Source organism: Pedobacter sp. V48, assembly GCF_000523515.1.
Classification (GTDB): Bacteria; Bacteroidota; Bacteroidia; order Sphingobacteriales; family Sphingobacteriaceae; genus Pedobacter.
In genome coordinates, this window is the sequence record NZ_AWRU01000013.1 from 165,415 (window position 1) to 177,487 (window position 12,073).

The 12,073-nt window shown below is 39.2% G+C and carries 11 protein-coding genes and 3 pseudogenes; 11 read left to right on the forward strand and 3 right to left on the reverse strand.

The window, feature by feature from the left end:
* The first annotated feature begins 368 nt into the window (after positions 1 to 368).
* The 4 genes and pseudogenes from N824_RS38450 to N824_RS12995 all read left to right on the forward strand — a co-directional run bounded on the left by N824_RS38450 (position 369) and on the right by N824_RS12995 (position 2,481).
* A pseudogene (locus tag N824_RS38450) lies at positions 369 to 599 on the forward strand (family 16 glycoside hydrolase).
* 33 nt (positions 600 to 632) lie between these two features.
* Positions 633 to 1,232, forward strand: coding sequence for a Crp/Fnr family transcriptional regulator (locus N824_RS12985; protein WP_152542247.1), 600 nt, complete (start codon positions 633 to 635; stop codon positions 1,230 to 1,232).
* Positions 1,233 to 1,285: 53 nt separating this feature from the next.
* A complete protein-coding gene (locus tag N824_RS12990) occupies positions 1,286 to 1,735 on the forward strand; it encodes a DMT family transporter (RefSeq protein ID WP_048905569.1) in 450 nt (149 codons plus the stop codon).
* A 5-nt stretch (positions 1,736 to 1,740) separates the two neighbouring features.
* Entirely contained in the window at positions 1,741 to 2,481 is a 741-nt protein-coding gene (locus N824_RS12995) for a GNAT family N-acetyltransferase (RefSeq protein WP_048905570.1), read from the forward strand.
* A gap of 27 nt (positions 2,482 to 2,508) precedes the next feature.
* On the opposite strand, the pseudogene N824_RS13000 reads toward N824_RS12995, so the two are convergent.
* Positions 2,509 to 2,952: pseudogene (locus tag N824_RS13000) on the reverse strand (META domain-containing protein).
* Positions 2,953 to 3,071: 119 nt separating this feature from the next.
* Between N824_RS13000 and N824_RS13005 the strand changes: the two are divergent.
* From N824_RS13005 to N824_RS13015, 3 genes are all read left to right on the forward strand, one after another.
* The gene (locus tag N824_RS13005) at positions 3,072 to 3,575 is read left to right on the forward strand and encodes a GNAT family N-acetyltransferase (RefSeq protein ID WP_048905571.1); all 504 of its coding nucleotides are present in this window, start codon (positions 3,072 to 3,074) and stop codon (positions 3,573 to 3,575) included.
* Positions 3,576 to 3,651: 76 nt separating this feature from the next.
* Entirely contained in the window at positions 3,652 to 4,419 is a 768-nt protein-coding gene (locus tag N824_RS13010) for a DNA alkylation repair protein (RefSeq protein ID WP_048905572.1), read from the forward strand.
* Positions 4,420 to 4,530: 111 nt separating this feature from the next.
* Positions 4,531 to 5,400: a DUF808 domain-containing protein gene (locus N824_RS13015; RefSeq protein WP_048905573.1), complete on the forward strand. Its 870-nt coding sequence runs from the start codon at positions 4,531 to 4,533 to the stop codon at positions 5,398 to 5,400.
* A 16-nt stretch (positions 5,401 to 5,416) separates the two neighbouring features.
* Here the strand turns inward: N824_RS13015 and N824_RS13020 are convergent, their stop codons facing one another.
* Positions 5,417 to 5,818, reverse strand: coding sequence for a methyltransferase domain-containing protein (locus tag N824_RS13020; RefSeq protein ID WP_048905574.1), 402 nt, complete (start codon positions 5,816 to 5,818; stop codon positions 5,417 to 5,419).
* A gap of 3 nt (positions 5,819 to 5,821) precedes the next feature.
* The gene (locus tag N824_RS13025) at positions 5,822 to 6,046 is read right to left on the reverse strand and encodes a class I SAM-dependent methyltransferase (RefSeq protein WP_048905575.1); all 225 of its coding nucleotides are present in this window, start codon (positions 6,044 to 6,046) and stop codon (positions 5,822 to 5,824) included.
* Positions 6,047 to 6,184: 138 nt separating this feature from the next.
* On the opposite strand from N824_RS13025, the gene N824_RS13030 reads away from it, so the two are divergent.
* The 4 genes and pseudogenes from N824_RS13030 to N824_RS13045 all read left to right on the forward strand — a co-directional run bounded on the left by N824_RS13030 (position 6,185) and on the right by N824_RS13045 (position 12,066).
* Positions 6,185 to 7,900 carry a hypothetical protein gene (locus N824_RS13030; RefSeq protein WP_048905576.1) on the forward strand — a complete coding sequence of 572 codons (1,716 nt, stop codon included), beginning with the start codon at positions 6,185 to 6,187 and terminating at the stop codon, positions 7,898 to 7,900.
* 856 nt (positions 7,901 to 8,756) lie between these two features.
* Positions 8,757 to 9,641, forward strand: a pseudogene (locus tag N824_RS13035) (PhzF family phenazine biosynthesis protein).
* Positions 9,642 to 9,771: 130 nt separating this feature from the next.
* Positions 9,772 to 10,107 (forward strand): hypothetical protein, encoded by a 336-nt coding sequence (locus N824_RS13040; protein WP_048905578.1) that lies wholly within the window; start codon positions 9,772 to 9,774, stop codon positions 10,105 to 10,107.
* An 81-nt stretch (positions 10,108 to 10,188) separates the two neighbouring features.
* On the forward strand, positions 10,189 to 12,066 hold the full coding sequence (locus tag N824_RS13045) for a heparinase II/III family protein (RefSeq protein ID WP_048905579.1): 1,878 nt from the start codon (positions 10,189 to 10,191) through the stop codon (positions 12,064 to 12,066).
* Positions 12,067 to 12,073 lie beyond the last annotated feature (7 nt).

Genomic DNA, 12,073 nt, shown 5'->3' on the forward strand with positions numbered 1-12,073 from the left:
TKNCMAYCTNCWACYAMAAWWKAANATGRRNNAATTWSMAMYKRSRACWAMAAWWKAAMTSGRRKAAWKWSARMKGRKKRCWAWAWMAKWMSNTCGRNTAAAKAYRGNNCKGATTRCKNATMYYNNATKCGKTCRSWANAATWTSRKRYTGATKASGGWWMCTGKRNGCGWTYAYWRGNNARTTKCWGRNTGRTGMSGSYRANTRTSSCKRYWATYRRRGARKKGMWSRWSKWKMYKNNCCGWYAKSMMNGMAAWSMWWRWWRSKWWCMRMKAWRWYWRCCRKMWNGGWAGAWWMKSTWAWWAMKYKMMNGANGMAGAMAGNCCAKMWNGGTRRATKSWRTAMARWWGMKNNTKATRCWGWWAKRSMNATNCNAGRKSWAWGRWMKRCAGTTGATTTATACTGTTATGGAGATACCAGTGTCCATGTAATGAATGGCAAGGTAATGATGGTTCTTTACCACAACAAGCAAATCGACAATGGAAAAGAATTACCCTTAAGAAAAGGAAAAATTCAAATACAATCGGAAGGTGCAGAAGTGTATTATAAAGGAATAAAGATTCAGCAAATAAGCAGTTTGCCCCCAATACTGTTGAAATAAATACGCAATATGGCTAAATTTTAAAACATAAAAGTGATTAACGAAGAACATTACCTATCAACATTTAAAACTACCATTGGGAATTACCATACAATTTCCGAAGAATCCTTTTCTCTACTTGTGTCTCTGATCCGTATACAGACCATCGATAAAAATGAATTCTTATTAAAAGAAGGACAGATATCCAAGTCATTATACTTTGTCTGCAAAGGAGCTGTCATCGCGTATTTTAGTGATGTGCAGGGAAATACCTATAATAAAAATATTTTTTTGGAGCGGCAATTTGCCGGTTCGACCGTTTCCGCATTGTTAAAAATTCCCTCCCAGTTTACATTACAGGCAATTGAAGACAGCACTGTTATTGCGATCAATCATGAAAAATACAAAGAACTTATTGAGCAACAAGACGATTTGAAAAATTTCTATATTGCTTATCTCGAAAGAAATTGGGTTATAGATAAAGAACAGAGAGAGATATCTATCGTAATGGAAACCGCCAGTGTCCGGTACTTAAAAATGCTGGCAAAACATCCGGGTATCGACAAAAGGATCCCATTACAGCACATCGCTTCCCATTTAGGAATTACGCCAACGCAGCTAAGCAGAATCCGAAAGGAAATAAAAAATAAATAGACCAATCAACATATGTAAAGTGAAATTGAAAAACATCAATCTAACTTTGCTATATGAATCAACAATTGGTCTCCATAGCCGCATTTTTGGGCGGTGTTTTTTTAGCTATTCAGGCAGGGTTTAATGCACATCTTGGTGTTTTACTTAAAAAACCGCTGCTAGCTACTATAGCCACATCCTTCAGTAGTCTTCTTTTTGCCTCAGTTTTTGTTTTATTGATTTCAAGCGAGGTCCCGAACACTAGCCTTCTTAAAAAAGTTCCCTGGTATTTATGGTTTACCGGGGGCCTTTTCAGTGTAGTCGGAATTAGCCTTTATTTTTATAGCATTCCTAAATTAGGGCTTTCTAAAATGATCTCATTAGGATTATGCGGCCAACTTATTTTTTCGGCTATCGCTACACACTTTGGTTGGCTAAATTTGCCGTTAGAACCAATAACCATAAAAAAGATAATAGGAATTATGGCCATGATGGCCGGTATACTACTCATCAATTCAAAATAACTACTATGAATGAACATGCCTTACTCAATATCAAAAACTTAATTACGCTCTGGGAAAAAGCCAGTAGCCCATTCAATGGATTTTTTACCGATGAACAACTTACTTATGTCCGCATTCCAAATTCGGACTGGCCAAATCGTGTCTGGCTGAAGCAAACATTAGATGAACCAGCCTTAAAGGAAGTTCTGGAAATTATCACCACCTCTCCCATTACCTTATCGTTTTCGTATTGGGATGATACAGAAAGTACCAGATACAAATTAGTTGAACAATATGGATTTGAGCAAAAATCAGCACAAATTGGAATGTCCATGGGGCTTGGTCAAAAGTTTAAAGAAGAGCAGCGGTTAACGTTTGAGCAGGTAAATCAGCCCGAACAGGCAAAAATCTGGACGGATGTATATCCCCAATCTTTTAAATATCATATTAATCCAGAAATACTAATCAAAACATTTAATCAAATAACCTACTATACCATTTATTTGGATAAAACTCCGATAGGCACAGTCCTTACCATTCAGGCCGAAAATGCAATTGGTATACACGGACTGGGAATTATTCCACAAATGCGGAAAAGAGGATTTGCTGAAGAAACGATGGCATACATCCTAAATAAAGCCATAGATAATCAGTTAACATATGCCTACTTGCAGGCTTCGGAATTAGGTAAAAATATCTACCTGAACATGGGATTTACTGTAGATTTTACAATGAGAAACTATATTAATCAATTGCCTGCAATATGATTTAGGTCCTCAAACTACTTAACGGCCTTAAAGCGAGCCAGTGGTRYYATNTMTGGYTTTRTKTAAAGATAAATCATCGCCGTTAAGGCTATAATTATCAGCGGCGATTAAGGCTTTACCCAGACCATTTTCAATCTCCATATTTTCGCAAGCCATCATGGTGGACATGCCCTGTGAAAATTTTATCCTTCCATTGTCTTGTAATTTAAACTCACCACCCATTCCGTTACAGCCTCCGGACGCAGAATAACGGCCATCACTTTTTTGAAGCAAGATAAATGGTTCTTTGCCATTTATTTTATCTGCAACCGGTTTGCCTGCAAGTTCAACTAACTTCCATTTACGATCTGTAATTTGACTGGTTTCCATAGTGTCTTTACCTGTTTGTGGTGCAGATGATTTTTTAAAAATATTACATGCAGCTAGAGACAGCAGGCATAATGCAAAGGTTAAGTATTGAGTTGGTTTCATACCGATCTGGATTTTAAAGGATAAACAAATAACGTTCAAAAATATCTATTTTAAACGAGAATTATTCTAAAATATGTCTCTTTCCACCTATGTTCTATACCTTTGTACAAAGTTTTTGTATGACTATTCTTTACCAAAGCCAAAATATCCTTATTCGTGAATTTATACCTGAAGACAAGCAGCTGTTTGCTCTGCTTTTTGAAGATGAAGAAGTTACCCGGTACATTCCTCAACGCTCAACCGCACAATATCTGGAATTGTTTGACAGCACGATAGCCGATTACAGCAAAGGCCCGCTAGGCCGATGGGGAATATTCGATACCCATTCCCGAGATTTTATAGGCATGTATCTTACAAGACATTTTGAATATGTGGCAGATCAGGTTGAGATTGGATATGTTTTGGCTAAAAAATACTGGGGGAAAGGTATAGCCAGCGAAGCGAGTAGCGCTTTAATTGAATATTGCTTTAGAAATACGGATACCAATCAGGTAGTTGCGGTAACAGATCTGGACAATATAGGTTCACAAAAGGTTCTCGAAAAAGCAGGTCTTAGGCGTTTGAATAATCTCAAGAGAGATGAACAGGAATTGGCTTATTTCATGATCGAACGGGCCTATTAACACTGATTCTCTATAAAAAAAAATACCTGAAATCGATGGTCAACTGGCATTGAAACTCTTATCTTGTAAATATAAAATGACACCGAGCACATCAAAATACTTATCTGAAATCATAAACAGGCTAACCGAAAAAAAGCCTTATGATAAAGTATCTGGACATACAGATCTCAAAAGTTATATTGGAACCCAGTATGATGTCATTGGCCTTTCAGTACCTATGCAACGATCAATACTGAAAACCGGTTACACTTTTAGTACATTACCCCTTCAGGATCAGCTTTCTATTTGGGATGCGATATGGAAAAATGCAGACGTTTACGAGGTGCTAAGCCAATGCATCTACTTTATTGAAAGAAACTTGCTAAAACTCGGCGTGAATGGAGTCTGGGAGATCGTACGGTTATGGGTAAAAAAGATCGACAACTGGGCACATTCTGACGGACTATCCGATATCTATGCACACCTAATGGAAAAGATACCGGAGGAGATATACAGTCAGTATGAGCGATGGAACAAATCAGAAAATCCTTGGGAGCGTAGGCAATCAGTGGTTGGAATGCTGCTATACAGCAAGAAGCGTAAAACCCTCCTCCCTGCAGCAAAATTGCTGAATATGGTTGAACCGTTAATTGCGGATAAAGATTACTTTGTTCAGAAGGGACTGGGATGGGCGCTTCGGGAGATTGGAAATATTTATCCCGATGAAGCAATGGCTTTCCTAAACAAATATTGTACAATTCTTCATTCGGTAGCTTTTACTACTGCTATTGAGAAAATAGATGTTCAGATTAAAGACACCTTGAAAGCCCGAAGAAAAGAACAAAGGCTTAAAGCTAAAATTTAGAATGTAATCGGAACTTTGCTATGTACTGGACTATGCGAAAAATATTATCATCTTTTTACTTCCAAAATCCCGTTTTTAAAGATATTTTGCGATCTAATTAACAAGATCAATATGGCTTCAGGTTTTTTTGCGATTTTAGATGATATTGCTGCTTTAATGGATGACGTCTCGGTGGCAGCTAAAATTGCAACGAGAAAAACTGCAGGTATCCTTGGGGATGACTTAGCTGTGAATGCGGAAAAGGCAACGGGATTTCTAGCCTCAAGAGAGATACCCGTGCTTTGGGCAATTACCAAAGGTTCATTTGTTAACAAAATAATTATTGTTCCGATTGCATTATTGCTCAATGCATTTTTTCCTGTCGCGATAAAGATCATTTTAGTTCTGGGTGGTTTTTTTCTCGCTTATGAGGGCGTTGAAAAAATAATAGAATACTTTTTTCATCGTAAGAAGGCAGGTCATGAAGTAATTAAAGAGGTAAAACAAGATGGTGTCGAAGCAGAAAAAGCAAAGGTCAAATCTGCTGTGATGACTGATTTCATCCTCTCAGTAGAAATCGTAATTATTGCGCTGGGAAGTGTTTTGGAAGAAAGCCTCGCTATCCAGATTTTAACGGTTTCAGTTGTTGCATTGCTGGCTACCGTCGGTGTTTATGGCATCGTTGCTATCATAGTTAGAATGGATGATGCCGGGCACAAATTGATCAAACATTCCAGCGACAAGGGCCTTGTGGCAGGGATTGGTCATTTACTTGTTAAATCACTGCCGGTTATCATCAGAATTCTGGGCGTAGTAGGAACAATTGCATTGATCTTAGTTTCAGGTGGTATTTTTGTTCATAACATTGAATTTCTACACCACTTATTGCCAAATATAGCCCTGATTATTAAGGAGTTCGGAATTGGCGTTGTCGCCGGATTGATCGTAGTAGCACTTATAAAACTTGGTAAAGTAATTTTAGGTAGTCTAAAATCGCGCTAATAAGAAGCATTTATACCTACAATTTTCCGATCAATATTAAATCAGTAATCATTAAGCCATCCTTATCAGGAGAAGTAAAATGTTTTAAATTGATCACCTCAAAGTTATTCTCCCGGAAGGCTTGAGTTAAATAATCTTCCTGATGATAATTTACCCACACCTGATCACCTGTACTTGATATCTGATATCTCGATTTATTATTATCATCCTCCTCCATGGTGCTTAAATAAAACAAACCACCTGGCTTTAATAATCCTGGAACATTCGCAATTAGCTCAATAGCTTCCTCACGCGTCAAATAAGGTAGGCAGAAACCACAAATGATTCCATCAAATTTTTCTTCGATCTTATCAATCTCCCGGCAATCCATGAGCTGGAATTTAGCTGTCGGGTTATTAGCATGGGCGAGTTCGAGCATTTTTTAGGACAAGTCAATTCCCAGGACTTTATAGTCAGGTCTCCTGTTTAGCAAGTATTTGGTAATATTTCCAGGGCCGCAAGCAACGTCTAAAATGTTCGCATTATCAGCCGTTATATTATCACAAAAAACACTGAGCAGGTCACCATATGAACTGACATCCATAAACTTATCCTGATATATTTTTGCCGATTTGTTAAATGCATCTGCCGCGTTTAATATTTTCATATAGTTATCGTTTAAATTGATCTTTGCTCATTGGCATTAATTCTTCATCCATGATTATAAACGCTTAAAGCTATAAAACATATATATATAAAAAGACCGCTAAAAGTGGTATATTTAATTAACTGTAAGATAATCCTTATGAAAACAATACTGCTGCTTTTTATATGCTGCCTCTGCTTTTCGGGTGGTTATAAGTATACCCAAAAGCCTTCGTATCTATTGGATTATAGTAAGGCACCTGTAGCAACATGTGGTTCTTTGTCGTCCTCAGAAAATATTGATATTGCCGATAATGGCAAATTTATGATACACCTGCCTGGCTGGGGACATTATTCATACCAAATATCAACAGTTAGCGACAGTGCACAGGTTTATTTTGATCAGGGGTTAACCATGTATTATAGTTACCATATGAAGGAGGCGCTCGCTTCCTTTAAAGAAGCAGCCAGGTTTGATCCCAACAGTGCCATGGCCTATTGGGGACAAGCACTGGCAATGGGGCCTTACTATAATTCTGCCCACAATTACACCATCCCTAAAAACATATCAGAAGTTTTAAAACTGATGAACCAATCTGCAGATAAGGCATCTGCAAAAGAGCGCGATCTATTGAAAGTAATGAACCTCAGGTATCCATCATCAGATGCCGATACTGTAAAAACGAAGCTGAACACGGGATATGCGCAAGGCATGAAAGCGCTCATTTCCATATATCCTCAGGATGCAGACATTAAGACGCTATTTATCGATGCGGTTATGCTGAGCCATGCCTGGGACTTCTGGAATAACGACGGATCAGCAAAAGAATGGACGCCTGAATTAGTAGATATATGTGAAAGTGTATTACAGGAAAACCCCAAGCATCCAGCTGCTTTACACTATTATATACATTTAACGGAAGCTTCGCGTAAACCTGACCGTGCTCTGGACAATGCACAGTTGCTTAAAGAGCTTTTTCCGGGAGTGGCCCACATGGTTCACATGTCTAGCCACGTGTATCAAAGAAATGGTTTATACGCGTTAGGTGTAGTGGCAAATGACAGTGCCGATGCGAGCCTTGTGCGTTATGATTCGCTGGTCAGGCATCTTTCGCTTAACAAACATTCCTCGCATTATTTTGCTGTTCAGGCCTTTTGCGGGCTAACAGGTGGAATGTATATAAAAGGACTGCAGGATGCCATATGGTGCAGAAAAAGTGTCATGCCAACTTACGAGGACACGTATACCCAATATTTGTTCATGATGCCGAAGTTTGCTTTGGTAAGACTTGGTAAATGGGATGAGATATTAAAGGATACTGTTCAGCCGGATGCCCATTGGACATATGCGGCAATACTGGACAATTTTGCCAAAGGGCTGGCATATGTATATACAGGTAAACCGGATTTGGCAAGAGGACAGCTTGTTCAGTTGCGCAGTAAAATAACAGATCCTATTTTAAAAAAAAAGCGTATCCCTTTTAATACAGCATTGCAAGGCGCAAAGATTGCGGAGGACATTTTAAATGCCGTTATTCTATTAGATCAGAAAAAGAATAAGGCGGGTATTAACAGCCTCGAAGAGGCCGTAAAAATTGAAGACGAAATGATTTACGCTGAGCCAATGGATTGGCCCATTCCTGCAAGACAATTTTTAGGAGCTTACCTTTTAAAGCTAGGAAAGCCGGCCGATGCGGCGCAGGTTTACAAAATGGATCTGGAGCTAAACCCAGGAAATGGCTGGTCATTAATTGGACTGTATCAAAGTTTGAGCGCCCTGAATAAAGTTGTGGGAATGACTGAATATAAGACTGCTTACCTTAGGGCGTTCTCTGACGCAGAGCAGATTCCACCAGCCTCTGTTTATGGCAGATAGCAATCTATATCCTTGGGTTCTTCAAGTGAACCGGGCAAAAAAACAGTTTAGGCAATTAAATCAAAACCATTTGAATTTTTAAACTGTTTAACTGTTAAAATATAATCATGAATAAATTTTTCAGAGCAATTATAGCTGGCTGGGGAGCTAAAAAGTTAGGTGGAGGCTGTTTGTCCACCATCATCATATTTATCGTAATTTATTCGCTTCTGGGAAAATGCAATCAGAAAACAAACTCGCAACCGAAAAAAGTGCAGACTGTTACTCCTCTATTCAAATAAGAATTCAGACTACCAAAAAACTCATTATTGAAAATCTCAAAGCTTCTTAAACCATGAAACAAAGGGAAACCTTATTTTAATGAAGTTTTTTTGACAAGTGTTAAAAATATATGCAAACTTCTTTTTTTTTAATTTGTTGTTATCTATGGAATTAGTTAAATCCTGATGATCATTAAAACAGTTAATTTAAAAGGAAGCATATRAAATTCACAATAGTCAATCCCACAGATCACACAGCCGTTAGACTCAGGACAATACCTGAAGATTATAACGGGGAACAAGGACTCCGTATCATTTTTCCGGAAAACGATTCTTTAGTTATGGTCAAAAAAAATGGACAATGGAATGTAATGGATGAAACTGATATCAATCCTAAACTTATCGAGGCCATAGCTAAAGAATTGAGACCTATTGCCCGATACACTTAACGAGAGTTCAGTACTCATAGACCAGCAATGGCCTAATCTTCACTCTTGCTAGTTACCTAAAGGTTACCGGTTACCCTTTGTTAACCAATAATTAAAAAAGCCCAGTAATTTCTAATTTTGAGCTATTAATCATCAACCATCAAAAATATGAAAAGACTGGATTATTATGTATTAGACGTTTTTACAGATCAACGGTTTAAGGGAAATCAATTGTCAGTTGTTTATATAGAAAATGAGCTTAGCCTTAGTCAGTACCACGATATATCAAGGGAATTCGGCTATTCTGAAACTTCCTTTGTAAATTATTCAGAGGAAGAAGGTGTTTTTAAAGTACGATCTTTTACCCCGGCAAAATTTGAGGTTGCAGGTGCAGGGCATAATCTTTTGGGCGCCGTCTGTCTGGCATTATTAAAAAAATGGGATATCTTTAAAAATCAACAAGGGGCGCCCTGGGTATTGATAAAGGATACCCCTATCCCTTTAAAAATCACTGAGGAATCAAAACTGCCTTATGTTGCTATGAAGCAAAGCCCGGCTAAAATAATCGGCAAAGTGCCGGCCAACCTCCTATCCAACGCACTGGGATTAAAGACTACTGACTTTGACTTGAATGCCTGGGACATCAATATCGTGCAAACAGAAGTTCCTCATTTAATGGTTCCTGTGAAAGATTTGGAAACACTTAAAAATGCTGTTTCTAATAAATCMYKAYKSWMWKSCCTATCTGAAAAATTTGATTTTGAAGGTTGTTATTTATTTACTGTAAATGGCATTGAAAATAATTATCTGGCAGAAACAAGATTTTTTAATCCCGGAATTGGAATCGACGAAGATCCTGCCACAGGGACAGCTGCAGGACCACTGGCAGGATATCTTGAAACGCTTGGCTACATTGAAAAAAACAGAGACTATAAGATCCTGCAAGGAAAATACGTAGAACATCCATCTACAATCCGCGTAAATGTAGCTAATGACGGTATCTGGGTTAGCGGCTCTTCTACGATTGTGATGGAAGGTCAGCTTTACTTATAATTGACATTAATCTATTACACCTATCCTACTGAATCAACTAAAGCAATCGGGCTCTAAAAAATAAAAGAATTTACTTTGAAAAACAAAGTACTTTTTATTATATTTATAGTATGTTTAAAAAGTGATCTGTATGAAAAATCATCAACACTCTCCAGCCCAGCCATCAGTACCAAGATTAATCAGATTCGTTTTGCTGGGTGCAATGATAGGCCTTGCAATCATCTCCTTTTTTGTATTCGGTGTTGGTCAGCAGAATCCGGCATGGCCAGACAACTGGAGAATCAGACCTCTGCTGGTAGTGCCATCAGCAGGTGCTGTTGCAGGGCTCTCCAGTTATTTTACAGTAAGATTTGGCACGAGACTCGGACTGAACAAGATTATTTTGTGGATCCCGGCAATACTGCTTTCTCTATTTGCACTTTGGATCGGCATTATACTGGGGCTGGATGGAACCCTGTGGGATTAGCGCTGATCCTAGTCAAAGCAGAGGTAATACGGGTATTTGGCGGGTGAGTGCGATTGTCAACAGAAAAACGTAATTTGGAATATGAAATCGATCCTCGCAATTCTTCTTCTGACACTCTGCATTCCATTGATAGGCGCCGCTCAAAAACCTGTGGGCGAAACCAGAGAAGTTACTCTAGCATGGGTAAAACAAAACCTCAGAAAAAACGGCCCGAGACTGATCCTTACTGCTGAAAGTTTAACACAGATCAAAAAGGCTGTAGACAAAGATGAAATTACCAAAGCTTATTACGCATATCTTTATAAAAATGCGGTGGCTCTGTTGGATCTCCCGGTTCTGGAAAGAAAGCTGGAAGGCAGGAGATTGCTTGGAGTATCCAGACAAGCAATTGCACGGATTGGCACTCTCGCCGCAGTTTATGCCATATCAAAAGAAAAGCGATTCTTGGATCGTATAAATACCGAATTGCTAAACATCTGCAATTTTTCAGACTGGAATCCAAGCCATTTCCTGGATGTTGGAGAAATGGCCTATGGCGTCTCCATCGGGCTGGACTGGACACTCGGCGACCTGCCGGAATCTACGATCCAACTGGTAAAGGATGCTCTGATAAGTAAAGCCATAAAACCCAGTTTGAATGAAAAATTCAATGGTTGGGTAAAAGTGGACAACAATTGGAACCAGGTGTGCCACGGTGGCATTACATCGGCTGCTGTAATGATTGCAGATCAGGATCCTGCTTTAGCCGCACTATTGATTTCCAGAATGCTCCACAACATTCCAAGAGCACTCAAGGCATATGCACCAGACGGGGCTTATCCTGAAGGGGCATCTTACTGGTCCTATGGCACCAGTTATACATTAATTACAATTAATGTTCTTGAAAGTGCTTTTGGAACTGATTTTGGCATTTCCAATACACCTGGATTTGTCAATAGTGCGCTTTTTGTGAAGAAACTGGTGGGTTCAAGTGGGCTGTATTTCAATTATTTTGATTCTGGCAGCGGTGGAGATGAAGGTCTGGAGAACCAGGAATTGCTGTTGTGGTTTGCGAATAAGACAGGCAATGATGTCTATTTTGATAGCGAAAAATTTCTAGGGGCCCTAACAAAGTCTGCTACCAGTGGCTATAACAGTTCCAAATTTAACGGGATGGTTCTGACCTGGCTGGCAAAACATAAAAAATCCACAGTGAAGTCATTACCTGCAAATTATAAAGGTGATGGAATCAATCCGATTGTTGTATTTGGCGGAGGAAAGGCTGATCCTAATGGGTATTTTCTTGGGGCCAAAGGTGGTGCAGCAAGTTTAAACCATGGCAACATGGATGCCGGTTCCTTTGTGTTTGACCTATATGGGGTCAGGTGGGCTGTAGACTTGGGGATGCAGAACTACTTTCAGCTGGAGCAAGCTATAGGAGTCAGCGGGTTATGGGACAGCAGTCAGCAAAGCAAGCGCTGGACTTTGCTGAGCAAGAACAATTTCGGTCACAGTACGCTGACGGTCAATGATGAACTGCACGTGGCTAAGGGTTTTGCACCATTAAGCTACTATAAAGGTAAAGATAACCGTCCTCAGGCAGGTTTTGATCTTTCTGCAGTATTCAAGGGGCAGCTAAAGAGCGCTAAAAGAGATTTTAAGCGGACGGGAGATCAAAGTCTTGAAATCACCGATATACTGGAGTTTTCTGAACAGACAAAAAACGTAACCTGGGCGATGATGACCCAGGCAGATGCCGAAATCATAGAAGGTGGAGTTCTGCTAAAGCAAAAAGGAAAAACCCTAAAAGTCATGATCAAGCAGCCCAAGGGCGTCCTGATCATGGTGGTTTCCGAAAATCCTCCTCCGTTAGACTATGATATGAAAGTAGACAATCTGAAAAGAGTTGAATTTAAGTTTCCTGCTGAACTATTTAAAAGCAAAGGACAAAGGATCGTTGTAGAACTAAGGGGGGATTAGGTGGCAT